This window comes from Actinoplanes sp. HUAS TT8 (assembly GCF_051380535.1).
Lineage (GTDB): Bacteria > Actinomycetota > Actinomycetes > Mycobacteriales > Micromonosporaceae > Actinoplanes.
The window spans coordinates 11,552,753-11,568,577 of record NZ_CP195646.1 but is presented as its reverse complement, the minus strand read 5'-3'; the positions used below and the strand labels follow the sequence as shown (position 1 = coordinate 11,568,577).

12 protein-coding genes are annotated in these 15,825 nt (G+C 70.8%); 6 read left to right on the top strand and 6 right to left on the bottom strand.

The features are described 5' to 3' along the window. Positions 1 to 24: 24 nt before the first annotated feature. Both ACSHV8_RS51660 and ACSHV8_RS51655 read left to right on the top strand, forming a co-directional pair. On the top strand, positions 25 to 1,395 hold the full coding sequence (locus ACSHV8_RS51660; RefSeq protein ID WP_436528046.1) for a DUF2079 domain-containing protein: 1,371 nt from the start codon (positions 25 to 27) through the stop codon (positions 1,393 to 1,395). Positions 1,396 to 1,451: 56 nt separating this feature from the next. Continuing rightward, positions 1,452 to 3,026 carry a hypothetical protein gene (locus ACSHV8_RS51655; protein WP_436528044.1) on the top strand — a complete coding sequence of 525 codons (1,575 nt, stop codon included), beginning with the start codon at positions 1,452 to 1,454 and terminating at the stop codon, positions 3,024 to 3,026. 7 nt (positions 3,027 to 3,033) lie between these two features. On the opposite strand, the gene ACSHV8_RS51650 is transcribed toward ACSHV8_RS51655, so the two are convergent. From ACSHV8_RS51650 to ACSHV8_RS51640, 3 genes are all read right to left on the bottom strand, one after another. Then, positions 3,034 to 4,665 carry an alkaline phosphatase D family protein gene (locus ACSHV8_RS51650; protein ID WP_436528042.1) on the bottom strand — a complete coding sequence of 544 codons (1,632 nt, stop codon included), beginning with the start codon at positions 4,663 to 4,665 and terminating at the stop codon, positions 3,034 to 3,036. A gap of 109 nt (positions 4,666 to 4,774) precedes the next feature. Next, positions 4,775 to 5,074 (bottom strand): hypothetical protein, encoded by a 300-nt coding sequence (locus ACSHV8_RS51645; RefSeq protein WP_436528040.1) that lies wholly within the window; start codon positions 5,072 to 5,074, stop codon positions 4,775 to 4,777. Between the two features lie 386 nt (positions 5,075 to 5,460). Beyond that, the gene (locus tag ACSHV8_RS51640) at positions 5,461 to 5,841 is read right to left on the bottom strand and encodes an STAS domain-containing protein (RefSeq protein WP_436528038.1); all 381 of its coding nucleotides are present in this window, start codon (positions 5,839 to 5,841) and stop codon (positions 5,461 to 5,463) included. 149 nt (positions 5,842 to 5,990) lie between these two features. Between ACSHV8_RS51640 and ACSHV8_RS51635 the strand changes: the two genes are divergently transcribed. Further along, on the top strand, positions 5,991 to 6,998 hold the full coding sequence (locus ACSHV8_RS51635; RefSeq protein WP_436528037.1) for a hypothetical protein: 1,008 nt from the start codon (positions 5,991 to 5,993) through the stop codon (positions 6,996 to 6,998). Here the strand turns inward: ACSHV8_RS51635 and ACSHV8_RS51630 are convergent. After that, positions 6,985 to 7,185, bottom strand: a complete 201-nt coding sequence (locus tag ACSHV8_RS51630) for a hypothetical protein (RefSeq protein ID WP_436528036.1) — start codon at positions 7,183 to 7,185, stop codon at positions 6,985 to 6,987. The two genes, ACSHV8_RS51635 and ACSHV8_RS51630, sit on opposite strands and share 14 nt — an antisense overlap. Before the next feature lie 83 nt (positions 7,186 to 7,268). Here ACSHV8_RS51630 and ACSHV8_RS51625 point away from each other — a divergent pair, with 83 nt between their 5' ends. From ACSHV8_RS51625 to ACSHV8_RS51615, 3 genes are all read left to right on the top strand, one after another. Continuing rightward, positions 7,269 to 9,608, top strand: coding sequence for a putative bifunctional diguanylate cyclase/phosphodiesterase (locus ACSHV8_RS51625; protein ID WP_436528034.1), 2,340 nt, complete (start codon positions 7,269 to 7,271; stop codon positions 9,606 to 9,608). Positions 9,609 to 9,795: 187 nt separating this feature from the next. Next, positions 9,796 to 11,436, top strand: a complete 1,641-nt coding sequence (locus ACSHV8_RS51620) for a diguanylate cyclase domain-containing protein (protein ID WP_436528032.1) — start codon at positions 9,796 to 9,798, stop codon at positions 11,434 to 11,436. Positions 11,437 to 11,490: 54 nt separating this feature from the next. Then, positions 11,491 to 13,884 (top strand): putative bifunctional diguanylate cyclase/phosphodiesterase, encoded by a 2,394-nt coding sequence (locus ACSHV8_RS51615; RefSeq protein WP_436528030.1) that lies wholly within the window; start codon positions 11,491 to 11,493, stop codon positions 13,882 to 13,884. On the opposite strand, the gene ACSHV8_RS51610 is transcribed toward ACSHV8_RS51615, so the two are convergent. Together ACSHV8_RS51610 and ACSHV8_RS51605 are read right to left on the bottom strand one after the other, a co-directional pair. After that, complete coding sequence (locus ACSHV8_RS51610) at positions 13,845 to 14,387, bottom strand: DinB family protein (protein ID WP_436528028.1); 543 nt, start codon at positions 14,385 to 14,387, stop codon at positions 13,845 to 13,847. The genes ACSHV8_RS51615 and ACSHV8_RS51610 overlap by 40 nt on opposite strands. Before the next feature lie 268 nt (positions 14,388 to 14,655). Beyond that, the gene (locus ACSHV8_RS51605; protein ID WP_436528026.1) at positions 14,656 to 15,621 is read right to left on the bottom strand and encodes an ornithine cyclodeaminase family protein; all 966 of its coding nucleotides are present in this window, start codon (positions 15,619 to 15,621) and stop codon (positions 14,656 to 14,658) included. Between the last annotated feature and the right edge of the window lie 204 nt (positions 15,622 to 15,825).

The following is a 15,825-nucleotide window of genomic DNA, read 5'->3' as shown; positions in this document are numbered from 1 at the left end:
GCCGCGGCGGTCGAGCATCGCCGCGTGCTCACCACCACTGAACGCCCGCCGGGGAGGACGCGCGTCGCCGCCGCGCCGTACGTGCTCGCCACCGCCCTGTTCCTCGCCTACGCGGCGTGGTCGCTCCACCGGCATCGGGGGATCCGGACCAGCGGCTACGACCTCGGCATCTTCGAGCAGGCGGTGCGCGGCTACGCCGGGTTCGGAGCGCCCGTGTCGACGCTCAAGGGACCGGGGTTCAACCTGCTCGGGGACCACTTCCATCCCGTTCTCGTGCTGCTCGCCCCGCTCTACCGGCTGTTCCCGGGCCCGGTCACGTTGCTCGTCGCCCAGGCCGCCCTGATCGCGGTGTCGTCGATCCCGATCACCCGGCTGGCCGGCCGCGTGGTGGGTCCCGGGGCCGCGGTGAGCGCCGGAACGGCGTACGGAATGTCCTGGGGTCTGCAGTCGGCCGTTGACTTTGATTTTCATGAGGTTGCCTTCGCCGTCCCGATGCTGGCGTTCAGCCTGGTCGCGGTCGCCGAACGGCGGTGGATGGCCGCCGCCGGATGGGCGCTGCCGCTGATCGCGGTGAAAGAGGACCTTCCGGCGACCGTGGCGGTCATCGGGTTGCTGCTCGTGCTGCGCGGCCGGCGGCGGCTGGGCGCGGTGACGATCGCGGTCGCGGTCGGCGCGGGGCTGCTGATCGTCGGGGTGATCCTGCCGGCGCTCCATCCCGAACACGTCTACGCCTATGCCGGCAGCGCGGGCCTCGACGGGCCGGATCCGCTGCATCGGCTGGTGTTGCCGGGCGTCAAGGCGCACACCCTGCTGTGGCTGCTCGCGCCCACGCTGTTCCTGGCCGTGCGGTCGCCGCTGCTGCTCGTCGCCGCGCCGACGCTGGCCTGGCGGTTCTGGTCGACCAACCCGGCCTACTGGGGCACCGGCTACCAGTACAGCGCGGTCCTGATGCCGATCGTGTTCGTGGCGTTCCTGGACGCGCTGCCCCGGGTCACCACCATGCCCCGGGCCCGCGTCGCCGCCCACGCCACCTGCGTGCTCGCCGTCGCCGCGACGCTGCTGGCGCCGCTGCCACTGCGCGGGCTCCTGACCCCGAGCGGCTGGACCGTCCGGGCCGAGGCCGATCAGCTGCGGCTCGCGCTGGCCGGCATCCCGGACGGTGCCCGGGTCGCCGCCGACAACCGGCTGGCGCCGCAGCTCACGTCCCGCTGCACGGTCTATCTCTTCCCCGCGTTTCCCCAGGCCGGGCTGCGTCCCGAATGGGTCGCCGTCAGTGATCCGACCGACGTCACGATGGCGGCCGAGGTGACGATGAAAGAGGCGATCAACGACCTTCCGACGTACGGATATCAGGTCGTTCTCCGCACCGGCGGCGTGATCGTCTTCCACGGGTGACATCGCGGCCCGGCGACTTGTTAGCATGCCGCGCACATAGATCGAACGGGGTCACGTTGCGCAGACTTCCTCTCCTGGTCGCGGCGGTCGTCACGCTGCTGCCGGTCACCCTTTTGAGCACCACCTCCTCGGCTTCGGCCTCCACCGGCAAGCTCACCGTCAAGACCTACGACCGGTCCGGGGCGACGTTCCGCACCAAGGTGCAGATCATCAACCTGGCCAGCAACTCCAGCTACACCGCGACCAGCTTCACCGCCAAGGCGCTGCCCAAGGGGCGGTACGCGGTGATCACCGACATCTGGAACACCCGGGACAACACCGACACGCTCGGGGCCAGCATCGTCACCGTCCCGGCCGGCTCGGTGAGCGCCACCATCGACGCCCGCAACGGCCGGGCGGTCACCATGAACCTGGACAAGAGCCCGGGCGCGAACTTCACGCAGACCATGCGGGCGGCGATCTGCACGGTGGACAACGGCGCGCCGATCAAGATCGACGCGTGGAACTCCCCCGGCAAGCTCTTCGTCATCTCGAACAACTCGACCAACCTGCGGTTCTCCTGGTCGTCGATCTGGCAGGCCGAGGGCTCGGACACGTACATGGTCGCGGGCGGCCCGACGGCCAAGGTGCCGGCCGGGTTGCGCGGCACCGTCAAGACGTCCTCCCTGGGCACGGTCAACGCGTGGGCCCGGCGCGGGCCGGCCGGCAGTGACCAGGCGAGCATCACGTTCGAGGAGAACAACGACTGTCACGCCGGGTACGGGGTCGGCGTGTGGAGCGGGCAGACGCCCGGCTCCGCCAAGATCCACGCGAACGCCGGCAAGTGGAAGGTCGACGCCGACTGGTCGGCGATCGAGACGGACGGCAGCCCGGCGTCGCTCGGCTTCGACTGGCGCAACGTCACGGTCGCGGCCGGTAAGACGTACGCCACGACGTTCTTCGCCTCGGCCTGGGGCCCGGCCTTCCACGTGCCCGAGATGACCGGCAACGGCCTGGTCTTCGACACGTCGAACATGTTCCGCGACCCCGGCAACTACAACTCGTCCGAGGCCAGCGAACTGTCCCGGGTCATCCTCACCAACAGCAAGAACAAGGTCCTGAAGTCGCAGTGGCGGCAGGACTGGGCCGGCGGCGACCCGGTCTTCCTCGGCAAGGTCCCGGCCCGGGACTGGTACACCCTGCAGGTCAACGCCCGTCGTTACCGGCCGGGGATCAAGTACCCGTCGGACATCCTGTCCAGCAGCGCGCAGATCACCTTCAAGATGCGGCTCGACCCGAAGGCCAAGCCGCGGCTCACCGACGTGCTGCTGCCCAAGATGACGCCGGGCGGGCTGAACCTGCGCAACCAGGCCAAGGCCGGCGCGACCACGACGGTGCGGATCTCCACCGACCGGCGTAGCTGGAACCCGGACATCGCGATCGGCACGGCGACACCGCGCAGCGTCTCGCTGCTGGCGTCGTTCGACCAGGGCAAGACCTGGAAGTCGATGCCGGTGAAGAAGAGCGGAACCGCCTGGCTGGGCACGGTCACCAACCGGGGCGCCGGCACGGTCTGGCTGCGCAGCCGGGTCACCAGCACCACCGGGGCGTACGCGCAGGTCACCATCGCCCGCGCGTACGCCGTCGCCTAGCAGCGGGTCACGAGGTCGGCGCGGACTCCTTGCGGATCTTCGAGGAGCCGCGCCCGACCGACCAGCCCTGGACCCACTTGGCGGTGCTGTCCTTCCTGGTCCGGTCGGCCAGGTGGTACCAGTCCATCCGGCACCGGCTGCGGGTGATGTCCAGGACGCCGAAGCCGTGCCCGTCCGTCTCGACCCACTTGACGTGCGGGTTGGTGGCCCGGATCAGCCCGGCGGCGAGCAGGCTGAGCGGCCCGCCGGCGCCGGTGCCGAGGTAGTCGTTGATGTTGTCACTGGTCACCGACGGGACGACGAACTCGGCCGCGGCGGGGTCGGCCGTCCCGGTGTCCTTGGTGGTCAGCTCGTTGGCCCAGCTCGTGTGGATGTCCCCGGTGATGAACACGACGTCCTTGGTCCGGTGCGCGCGCAGCGTGTCGACCAGGCGCTCCCGGTCGGCGTTGTAGCCGTCCCACTGGTCGGCGTTGAGGACCACGCCGTTCTGCGGGACGCCGATCAGCTCGCCGAGCGGGCCGAGCAGCCAGGCCGGGAGGGCGAGCACGTCCAGGCGGGAGATCATCACCGGGTTGCCGACGATCTTCCAGAGCGCGGTCGAATTGACCAGGCCGTCGGTGAGCCAGGACATCTGCGCGGCTCCGGCGATCGTGCGGGACGGGTCGTCGACCTCGGCCCCGCCGGCCTGCTCCGAGCGGTACGTCCGCAGGTCCAGCATGGAGAGCTCGAACAGGTCGCCGTAGCGCAGCCGCCGGTAGATGTGGCCGTCCTCGGCCAGCCGGACCGGCATCCACTCGGCGTAGGCCTGCCGGGCGGCCGCGACCCGCGCCGCGAAGTCGCCCTCGGTGGCCGGGGTGTGGTTCTCGGCGCCGCCGCTCCACATGTCGTTGGCCACCTCGTGGTCGTCCCACGTGATGATCCACGGGACCGAGGCGTGCAGGGCCTTCAGGTCCGGGTCGCCCTTGTGGAGCGCGTGCCGGATCCGGTAGTCGGCCAGCGTGACCGTCTCGTGCTCGGGGGCGGTCTTGCGGACGACCTTGCCGCCGGCGGTGAACTCGCCGGTGCCGTACTCGTAGATGTAGTCGCCCAGGTGCACGACCAGGTTGAGGTCGCCGCGCTCGGCCAGGTGCCGGTACGCCGAGAAGAACCCGGCCTCCCAGTTCGCGCAGCTCACCACCCCGGCCCGGAGGCGGGCGACGGTGTCGGTGGCGGCCGGGGCGGTCATCGTGCGGCCGACCGGCGACCAGGTGCCGTTCAGGCCGAAGCGGTACCAGTACGTGGTGGCGGCGCTGAGCCCGCTCACGTCGACCTTGACCGTGTGGTCGCGGGCCGGGCCGGTGCTCACCGTGCCCGACCCCACGACCGTGCCGAACCCCGCGTCGGTGGCGATCTGCCAGGTCACGTCGACCTGGGGACCGAGGCCGGAGGCGGGTGCCGACTCGGCGGTGGGGGTCACCCGGGTCCAGAGCAGGATGCCCCCGGGGAGCGGATCCCCGGAGGCGACTCCGTGCTGGAAGAGCGAATCGGCGGCGGACGCGCCGGAGGGCAGTGCGGCGGCCGCGACCGCGCCAGCGCCGGCGGACAGACCGGCGAGCAGCACGGTACGGCGATCGACCGCGGCACGTGGGAGGACAGTCATGAGGTTCTATCTAGCAAGAACCGCAGAGGTCAGGGCGGCTGTCCGGCAGATGTTCGACCGGGCTTCATCGATGTCGCCCCTTAGTTAACTCGCCGGTAGCTTCCGCCCGTCAGCAGGCGGCCTCGCTCAACAGTGCGGGGCCGATGCCGCGGCCCGGCTCGCCCGGGACGGGGCCGGTCGGGGTGGCGAAACCATCGCGCGCCGGGGCCACGAACTCCAGCTCCCGGGCGGTCCTCTCGCCGATGGCCACGCCGGCCGACGTCGCGAACTCGTCCGCGATGTCGATCGCCTCCAGCACGAGGCCCCGCCGCTCCCCCAGGCGGACACATCGAGCGGCGGCCAGATCGGCGCGCAGCGTCATCAACTTGGAAAGACAGTCATCCAGCAGGCCGAGCACCTGATCGTGCATGGGAGCGCCTCCATCAACCCGTACCGCGAGCGGGCCGCCCCCCACACGGCGGCGGCGGCCCGACGCGCATCACTTCTTCTTCTTGTTCTTCTTGTCCTTCTTCGACTTCTTGGACTTCTTCGCCATGGTCAGCCCCCTTCGTCAACGACGAACAACAAGGCTCGATCGTAGGCTCGGCGGTGAGCCACAGGGAGGCTTTCGGTAACTCCGGGTCGATCCTACGTTTACTTTTTGTTCTTGCGGTTAGCGCTTTGTGAAATCCCGACTCGCGGGACGCATCCCGACAACGCGGACACTGGGAGCGCGCCCAGGCCGCGACCCGGATGTGCCAGAAACACGAACGGCCGGCCCGATCGGGCCGGCCGCGAGTCCGCGGTGGAGGGTGGTCAGCCGAGGTCGGCCAGGGCCGCCTCGATGGCGTCCCCGGCGGCCGGGGCGTAAAGATTATCGTCACTTCGCGGACACAGCCCGGTGGCTTCGAGCGCCTGCCGGACATGGCCCTCGGCGTTGACCACCTCGTACCCGTGGCCGCTGCGCATCGCCCGGGTGTAGCCGACCAGCAGGACCTCAAGGCACTCGCTGCCGATCAGGTCCACACCGGCCATGTCGACCACGACCCGCGCGCCGCGCGCCCGGTCGAAGGCCTGTCGCATCTCACGGCGCAGGTCGGCGCTGGACTGACGGTCGAAACAGCCGTCCAGGTGCAGGAAGACCGTCGAACCGGACTTGCCCGGATTGCGGTGGATCACACAGCGCACTTCGCCCATACCGTCAGGTCTATCCAAGAGATGTGTACATACGACCAACAGCGCGATAAGACGTAATCGTCGGGCTATGAGGGCTGCGTCACTGTCGGCTTCCGGTCCCGGTGACCGCCCCCACCCCGTCCGGCCGCCGAGCCGTCTACCGTGTGGCGGTGGAGATCGAACTCTGGTCGGTGGTCGCCGAACCGGAGGCGCTCGCCCTGGCCGGACCGGGGGCGACGCTGCTGACCGGGAGCGACACCGCGTACGCGGTCGGCTCGGACACGATCGTGGTCGTCTCCCCGGAGAGCGGCTCCGACGAGCTGGTGCTCTCCGGCCCGTTCCCCGAGCTGGTCGAGGAGCGCCTGGCCGGGGTGCTGCGGCCGCCGGTGCGGGCGTTCGCCCGATTACCCGAGGGGTGCCTCACGCTGGGCACGGCCCGCTCGACCGAGCTCGGCTACCGCCGCGGGGCGCTGCACGACATCCGGCTCACCTTCGAGGCCCCGATCCCGCCCGATCTGCTCGGCCAGGTCGCGCCCGGACTGGACTGGCTGGCCCGGGCCGGGCACGACCCGGTCGCGGCGATGGAACGCTTCATCGCCGGGTGGTATCACGACGTACCACATGTCAGTGAATTTGATGATTTTCTCGGTCCACCGGCTCTGCGGGCTTTCTACCGGGCCGCGGCCGGACGCCCGGAGGTCCTCGGTGTCTCCAGCGTCGTCCTCCCCGAGCCGGTGCCCGGACGCCCGGACGGTCTGCTCACTTTCGGACACGAGGGCGACGGCGTCTTCACGCTGGTCATGGAGGCCGACGAGAAGGACCCCCGGATCTGGTACGACGGACTGAGCGACCGCCTGCTCCCGGAACGCGAACGCCTCAGCGGCTACCTGCTGCAGTCCACCCTGGCGCGGGCCGCGATGGACGGCCCGTTCGGCGGGATGGCGTTCGTCGACCGGCCCCAGGCGCGGCGGATCATCGCCCCGCTGCGCCGGGTGCCGTTGCGCCCGATGCGCTGGCCGTCGCTGTTCACCCGCTGTTACGCCGGTCCGGGCACGGTCGTGCTGATCGGTGAGGACGACGCCGACTGGTTCGAGATGTACGTCGGTGTCCGCCACCCCGGACTGCTGCGCCGGCTGCGGAAACTGGGCCTGGACTGGGAGTCGTTCACCGACTCCTGACCAGCAGCCCGTCGCGGGCCGCGGTCAGCTCCTCGATCGCCGCGTCGAGCGAGTCGGCGCCCGGCCCGTCGCCCGACACGCTCCGCGCCGCGGCGAGCAGCCGCAGCGTGTCGGTCATGTTGGCCGCCGCGGACTCCACCCGGCGGGTCAGGTCGTCACGCATCATGTTCAGCAGAGGCTCGTCCACGGAGGGTCAGATCGGCCGGTCGCGGGGTTAATGAAGACCCGGGTTTCACTTCATCGTCCGCGGATCCGTCCGATGAACGAACCATGCCCGTACCGGACCGTGTCCCGCGCCGGATCGACCTCCCTTCGGCGGTCGCCCTCGGCCTGCTCGCGTTCGTGATGGTCTGGTTCCTGATCGGTCTCGGACACGCCTGGTCGCACCCGATCGTCGGCTGGCTTCCCCTGCCGGTCATCGCCGGGATCTTCGTCCGCGAGTGCTTCCGGCTGTCCCGCGCCGAGGGCCTGGACAAGGACACCCGCCGGTTCTGGGGCCGGATCGGGCTGTCGTCGGTGGTCCTGCTCCTCGCCGTGGTCAGCAACATGGACGACGCGCTCGGCGGCCCGGAACTCTCGCAGAGCTTCAGCACGCGCACCGAGGTGCTCCTCGGGCTCGTCGTCGGGATCGTCCTGTGGTCGCTGCTGCGCCTGCCGGCCTGGCAGCGCTCGGGCAGCGACTGGCTGCGCTTCGCCCTCGACACGGCGATCGTCCTGATCACCGGCGGCGTGCTGGCCTGGCACTTCTGGCTGGGCCGGGCCGAGTTCACGAACTCGCCGACCGGCACCCCGGTCTCGGTCCTCGGCATCATCGTCGCGGCCACGATCGCGCTGGTCGCGGTCCTCAAAGTGGCCTTCGCCGGGGCCGGACAGCTGGACCGCCGATCGCTGCACATCGTGTCGGCCGGCATCGCCGTCGCCGCCGTGACCGGCGGGATCGCCCCGCTGCTGGTCGACCGGCCGTGGCTCTGCACGACGCTCATCGCCCTGCCGGCCTCCCAGGTCAGCGGCGTGCTGGCCGCCCGCCGCCAGTGGCGGCGGCGGTACGCGGCCCCGGTCGAACGGGCCCGGACGCGGCGGTTCAGCATTCTTCCGTACGTCGCCGTCGCCGCCCTCTACCTGACCATGCTCGCCACCGAGCTGCCCGAGGGCGGCCACGAGGCGGTCATCGCGCTCGCCGCGACCGGGCTGACCGTGCTGGTCGTCGTGCGCCAGATCAGCACCCTGCGGGACAACGCGGGACTCCTGGACACGGTCGACGCCAGCTTGAGCCAGCTGCGGGCGTACCAGAAGGAACTGGATCACCAGGTCAACCACGATCCGCTGACCGGCATCACCAACCGGCTGGCCTACCACGAGCGCCTGGCCGCGCAGCTGGCCGGCGACGAACCGTTCGTGGTCGTCCTGCTCGACCTGGACGACTTCAAGGTGGTCAACGACCGGCACGGGCACGACACCGGCGACGCCCTGCTGCGCGCGATAAGCACCCGGCTGCGGCAGAGCGTGCGCGCGCACGACACCGTGGCCCGGCTCGGCGGCGACGAGTTCACCCTGCTGCTGCCCGGCGCCGACCTGGACGGCGCCGAGGAGCTGCTGCGCGGCCTGCTGGCCACCGTGCAGCGGCCGCTGATGCTCGGCGGGCTGGAGATGACCCCGCGGCTGAGCATCGGCGTCACCCTGAGCCGGCCCGAGGACTCGGCCGCGGAGCTGGTCCGCCGGGCCGACGTGGCGATGTACGCGGCCAAGACGGCCGGTGGCGGCCGCTGGACCTGGTTCGACCCGATCATGGACTCGCGGGCCGACACCGACGCGCGCCTGAGCGCCGACCTGAGCCACGCCGTCGCCCGCGACGAGCTGTTCCTGCTCTACCAGCCGATCGTCGAGCTGCCGACCGGCCGGCTGGCCGGGCTGGAGGCGCTGGTCCGCTGGCGGCACCCGGAGCGCGGGCTGGTCTCCCCGGCCGACTTCATCCCGCTGGCCGAGCGCAACGGGCAGATCATCGAGGTCGGCCGGTGGATCATGGAACGGGCCATGCGTCAGATCGCCGAGTGGCAGCGCGAGTACGGCGCCGGCGCCCCGGAGAAGGTCTCGGTCAACGTGTCGGCCCGGCAGCTCAACGAACCCGGCTTCCCCGACGAGGTCGCCGCGCTGCTGGCCGCGACCGGCCTGGACCCGGCCAAACTGGTGATCGAGGTGACCGAGACCGCGGTGCTGGGCACCGGCGGGGCCCTGGAGGCGGTCCGCCGGCTCGACGAGCTGGGCCTGAAGATCGCGCTGGACGACTTCGGCACCGGCCAGTCCTCGCTCAGCCTGATCGTCGACACACCGGTGAGCTGGCTCAAGGTCGACAAGTCGTTCGTCGACGGCGTGACCACCCGCAGCCCGCAGGCGGTCATCGTCGACGGGCTGATCGGGATCACCCGGGGCCTGCAGATCCAGGCCGTGGCCGAGGGTGTGGAGACCGCCGAGCAGGCCGAACGCCTGCACCAGGCCGGTTACCGGTTCGCCCAGGGCTACCACTTCGCGCGCCCGATGGCCGACAGTGACGTGGCTCTCCTGCTGGATCGTCCCGACGTTCGCGATACTCGACAAAGTCAACTGATTCAGTAGACAATCGCGCCATGGATCTCACCATGGCGCTGGCCGGGGTCGCCGTGCTCGTGGCGATCGTGCTCGGCGTGGTGTCACGGCGGTGCCGGTCCGAGCCGGCCGAAATGGAACGCGAGAGCGTCCCGGTCTGACTCATCTACCCGGCTCCCCCGCCGATCTATGACAGGTCAGCGGGGGAAAGGGACGGATGAACGTACGGCAGAAGCTCCTGGGCGGGTACCTGGTGGTGGCGCTCATGGTCGCGGCGACCGCGCTCATCGCCTGGTACACCGACCAGACGTCGGCCCGTCGCGCCGCCGCCCTCGAAGCCGCCCAGGTGGCCCGGGGCATCGGCAAGGACATCGCGTTCGGGCTGCCCGCCTACCACGTGGGCGAGCTGGAGTCCCCGCTCTACTACAGCCCGACGGCGCTCAACAACTACATCAAGCGGCTGCACGACTCGCAGCACCGCAGCGTGGTCGCGGTCGACTACGAGAAGTACATCATCGGTGACGTCGACCCGGCCAACGTCAGCACCAAGTACACCCACGACAGGGGCGACGAGGTCACCAAGACCATCGCGGACGGGAAGTCCCGGGTCTTCGTCGAGACCAGCGCGGCCCACCCCGAGGGCATCAAGCAGGTCGTGGTGCCGATGATCGGCAGCTCGCACACGGTGCTGGGCGCGGTCATCGTCGAGTACACGCCGCTCTACCAGATGATGATGAACGGCGCCCGGGACGCGCAGACCATCCTGTTCATCTCCGCCGGCATCGCGTTCGTCCTGGTCCTGGTGCTCGGATACCTGCTGGCGACCTCGGTCACCCGGCGCATCACCAAGCTCACCACCGCGGTCGGCGTGATCCGCACCGGCGACTACACGCACCGGCTGCCGGTCACCGGCGGCACCGACGAGACGGCCCGGCTGGCCCTGGCCTTCAACGCGATGGCCGAACAACTCGACCGCTCGGCCCGGGAGATCCTGGCCAAGGAGTACACCGACAGCATCCTGGCCAACGCCGGCGAGGGCATCTGCGGGCTGGACGCCAACGGGCGGATCGCCTTCGCCAACGCGGCGGCCGGGCGGATCACCGGCCTCGGCGTGGCCGGGCTGCTGCAACGCGACGCCTCGGTGCTGCTGCCCGCGGGCCTGGAGGCGACCCCCGGCACGACCGAGGGACGCTTGCAGCGTCCGGACCATTCGACGGTACGGATCGAGTACACGATCAGTGAGATCGACAAGGCCGGCCGCCGGCTCGGGGCGGTCATCGTGCTGCGCGACGTCAGCCGGCAGCGCGCCCTCGAGTTCGACCTGCGTCACCAGGCGCTGCACGACGCGCTGACCGGGCTCCCCAACCGCAAGCTGCTGATGAGCCGGCTCGCCGAGGCCCACGAGTGCGCCCGCGCCGGCGGCGACCCGCTGGCCGTGCTCTACCTCGACCTGGACGGTTTCAAGAAGGTCAACGACAGCCTCGGCCACAACGCCGGTGACCTGCTGCTGCAGTCGGCCGCCCAGCGCCTGAGCGGTGCGCTGCGCCCGCAGGACACCGTGGCCCGGCTCGGCGGGGACGAGTTCGCCGTACTCATCGAAGGCGCCGCCCCGGACGTGGTCGAACGCCTCGCCCAGGCCTGCCTCGACGCGCTGTCCCGCCCGTTCGTCCTGAACAACTGGGAGGGCCTGGTCTCGGTGAGCATCGGCGTGGTGCCCGACGCCGCCGTCTACGCGGACGCCGACGAGGCGCTGCGCAACGCCGACGTGGCCATGTACGCGGCCAAGGGTCAGGGCAAGAACCGCTGGCTGATCTTCGAGGAGCAGATGCACGAGCGGTTCGCCGTTTCACCCGGCTGACCGGCCCCGGCTCAACTTCGGCCCGCCCCGGCCGATCTTCACTGGGGAGGGCGGATGAACGTACGCCGGAAGATCCTGGCTGGTTATCTGGTGGTGGCCTGCCTGGTGGCGGCCACCGCGGCCACCGCCTGGTTCGCCGACATGTACTCGGCGCGGCACGCCGCGGCCAAGGAGGCCGCCCAGGTGGCCCGCGGCCTCGGCAAGGACATCGCCCTCGGGCTGCCGGTCGACACCGACGGCGAGACGCCCGCCCCGCTGTTCAACCGGCCGAAAGTCCTGGCCAACTACATCGAACGGCTGCACGACAGCCAGCACCGGGACATCGTGGTGGTGGACACCGCCAAACGGATCCTGGGCGACGCCGTACCGGAAAATGTCGGTTCGCTCTTCGACCACGACACCGGGAACGAGATCGGCCGCACCCTCGCCGACGGCGAATCCCGGGTCTTCGTCGAGCAGAGCGTGGACTACCCGGCCGGCATCAAACAGGTCGTGGTGCCGATGCGGGACAGCGGCGACCGGATCATCGGCGCGATCATCCTGGAGTACACCCCGCTCTACGACGAGATGCTCGGCTCCGCGCGGCGGGCCCAGATCGTCATCCTGGGCGTCGCCGCCGGCGCGTTCCTGCTGGTCCTGCTGCTCGGCCACCTGCTGGCCCGCTCGCTCACCGGACGGATCACCTCGCTGACCACCGCGGTCGGCGTGGTCCGGACCGGCGACTACTCGCACCGGGTACCGGCCGACGGCGACGCCGACGAGATCGACCGGCTCGCCCTGGCCTTCAACGCGATGGCCGAACAACTGGACTCCTCGGCCCGGGAGATCCTGGCCAAGGAGTACACCGACAGCATCCTGGCCAACGCCGGCGAAGGCATCTGCGGGGTCGACCCGGCCGGCCGGATCGCGTTCGCCAACACCGCCGCCGGACGGATCACCGGCCTCGGCGTCGACGGCCTGCTCGGACGCGAGGCGGCAACTCTGCTGCCGGAGACCGGTGAGGTGACCCTGCAACGGCCGGACGGCACCAGCGTGCAGGTCGAATACACCATCGGCGAGATCGAGAAGGCCGGCCGGTCGATCGGCGCCGTGATCGTGCTCCGGGACGTCAGCCGGCAGCGCGCCCTCGAACACGACCTGCGCCACCAGGCCCTGCACGACGGCCTGACCAACCTGCCCAACCGCAAACTCCTGCTCGACCGGCTGGAACACGCGCTCGCCCGGGCCCGGGCCACCGGCGGACCGCTGGCCGTGCTCTACCTCGACCTGGACGGCTTCAAGAAGGTCAACGACAGCCTCGGCCACAACGCCGGCGACCTGCTGCTGCGGACCGCGGCCGAACGGCTGACCGGTGCGCTGCGCCCGCAGGACACCGTCGCCCGGCTCGGCGGCGACGAATTCGCCGTACTCCTGGAGGACGCCGACCCGGCCACCGTCGAACGGCTCGCCCGCGACTGCCTGACCGTCCTGTCCCGCCCGTTCCTGATCCACAACCGGGAGGCCCAGGTCTCGGTGAGCATCGGCGTGGTGCCCGACGCCGCCGTCTACGCGGACGCCGACGAGGTGCTGCGCAACGCCGACGTCGCCATGTACGCGGCCAAGGACCAGGGCAAGAACCGGTTCCTGACCTTCGAGACCCAGATGCACGAGCAACTGCTCAACCGGCTCGACCAGGAAACCCGCCTGCGCGACGCCGTCCACCGGGGCGAACTGCGGCTGCACCTGCAACCGGTCGTCGGCGTCCCGGCCGGGCAGATGGCCGGCGCCGAAGCCCTCGTCCGCTGGCAGGACCCCGACCAGGGCCTGCGGATGCCCGGCTCGTTCATCCCGCTCGCCGAGGAGACCGGCGCCATCGTCGAGATCGACCGCTGGGTGCTGCTCGAAGCGTGCCGCACCGTCAAACGCTGGCAGGACGAGGACCCGGCGACCGCACCGGCCTGGGTCAGCGTCAACCTCTCGGCCGCCAACCTGGAGGTCACCGACCTGACCGACCAGGTGGCCTACGCCCTGTCCAGCACCGGCCTCCCGGCCCGCTGCCTGGTCCTGGAACTGACCGAGACCGTGCTCATGCGCGACCTCGCCGTCACCTCGGTCCGCCTCGACGAACTGCGCGAACTCGGCGTCAAGATCGCCATCGACGACTTCGGCACCGGATACTCGTCCCTGGGCTACCTGCGGGACATCCCGGTCGACATCCTCAAGATCGACCGCTCGTTCATCGACGGCATGGCCGGCAACGGCCGCCAGCAGGAACTGGTCAACGCCGTGATCCAACTCGGGCACACCCTCGGGCTGCGCGTCGTCGCCGAAGGCATCGAAGACGCCTCCCAGCTCAACCTGCTGACCGTGATGGGCTGCAAATTCGCCCAGGGCTACCACCTGGGCCGGCCCGAACCGGCCGGCGACCTCTACACGCGGCTGTCGACACCCGCCCTGAACCCCGGATAGAGATCGCGGAGCAGGGAGATCTCGGCGCCGTGATGGATCACCTCACGGTTGATGTGCAGAATCAGCTCGGCCAGCGAATGCTCGGCCCACGGGCCCTCCGACGGGCCCACCGGACGGGCCAGATCACTGTCGGTCAAAGAATCAACACCGGAGATCCATTTCCCGTACGCCTCGTCGAGCTGAACCAGAGCGCCGGAAGCCGACCCGGACCACCGGAAAGTCTGATAGTCCAGCGGCGGCCCACCGAAATGACTCGCCACCCGCATCCCGAGCACACCGACAATGATGTGCCCCAGCCGCCAGGCGATCGTGGTGACCGGAGGCGGCTCCGGAGCCGGGAACGCCCAGTCGATCGTGAAACCGTCCCCGGACGGACGCAAGGTCCAGGCGTCGGGGGTGGGCTCCCAGAAATACTCGTCGTCGGAGAGGCCGGTGAGCCTGGGCCACAGCTGGGTCCGCCAGTGGAAGTCGAGCTGGTCGCTGAGCAGGGTGTTCCACTCCATGCCGGTCAGGCTAGTCGTGGGAGGTGGGGTGAGCCGCGCGAACACCCGGCGGGCCGAGGCGAACCGCGCGAACACCCGGCGGGCCGGGGTCAGCCGGGCAAACGCCCGGCGGGCCGGCCTGCGCCCACCAGCCAGTCCCCACTCCAGCCAGTCCCCACCCCAACCATGGGGGCTTACCGCCCACCGACCATTGTGGCGGAAATCGGGTGATCTTGCGGCGCGGCCTGTGGACAACCTCCCGCTGTGGACAACGCCCGGGCGACCCCGGCTAGGCGCTAAGGTCGATCCCGGTGCCGATGCCGCGGCGCCGGGCCTCATCGATCAGCAGGCGGGCGGCCGCCAGGTCCTGCAGGCCCACACCGACCGAATTGAACAATGTGACCTGCTCCGCGGATTGCCGGCCCGGAGCACGGCCGGCCAGCACATCGCCCAGTTCCAGGTGGAAGTGCTCGGCGGTCACCGCGCCCTCGGCGATCGCCTGCACGGCTTCGCCGGATTCGTGTACGGCCGTGGCCGACGAGTCGACCACGACCCGGGCCCGCGCGATCCCGGCCGCGTCGATCTCCCGATGGTCCGGGCGGGGCGGCGCGCCGACCGCGTTGACGTGCAGTCCGGGTAGGAACCAGGCCCCGCGGACGATCGGGTCGCGGGACGGGGTCAGCGTGCACAGCACGTCGGCCGCGAGCGTGACGTCGCGCGGTTCCGGCCTGGCCTCGGCGGGCAGACCGAGTTCGGTGGTGATCCGCGCGGCCAGTTCGGCGGCCCGGGCCGGGGTGCGGCCCCAGAGCACGACCCGGTCGAACTCGCGGACCGTCCGCAACGCCTGGACGTGCGCCCAGGCCAGCGGGCCAGTTCCGATCAGGCCGAGCACGCGGGAGTCCGGGCGGGCGAGGGCGCGGGTGGCCACCGCGGTCGCGGCCGCCGTGCGGAATCGGGTGAGGGCGCCGCCGTCGATCACCGCGGCGCAGGCGCCGGACTCGGCGTCCACGGCCAGGACGGTGGAGCGCTGACGGTTGCCGGGCAGGTCGGCGAGCAGTTTCACGGCGGCCAGGCCGGCCGGGGCGGAGGCCGCGGTCATGGCCAGGAACGTGGCGCCGCCGAGCTGGGCGGTGGCGGGGGCGGGCAGTGCCGCCCGGCCGAGGGCCAGGTCGCGGTGGGCCTGCTCGACGGCGGCGATCACGTCCTCGAAGCGGAGGAGTTCGAGCACGTCGGAGCGGGTCAGGATGAGAGTCATCGTTCTCCGGTTCGGTGGAGGTCCCGGCTGGTTCTCGGGGTGCCTCAACGTGCGCGAGGCACCCCCGAGAACCAGCCGAGGAGGGCAAGGCAGCCAGGCCGGCGGGCCAGCGGCTCGGCAGGGCGGCGGCTCGGCAGGGCGGCGGCTCGGCAGGGCGGCGGGTAAGCGGGCGGCGGGTAAGCGGGCGGCGGGTCAGCGGATTAG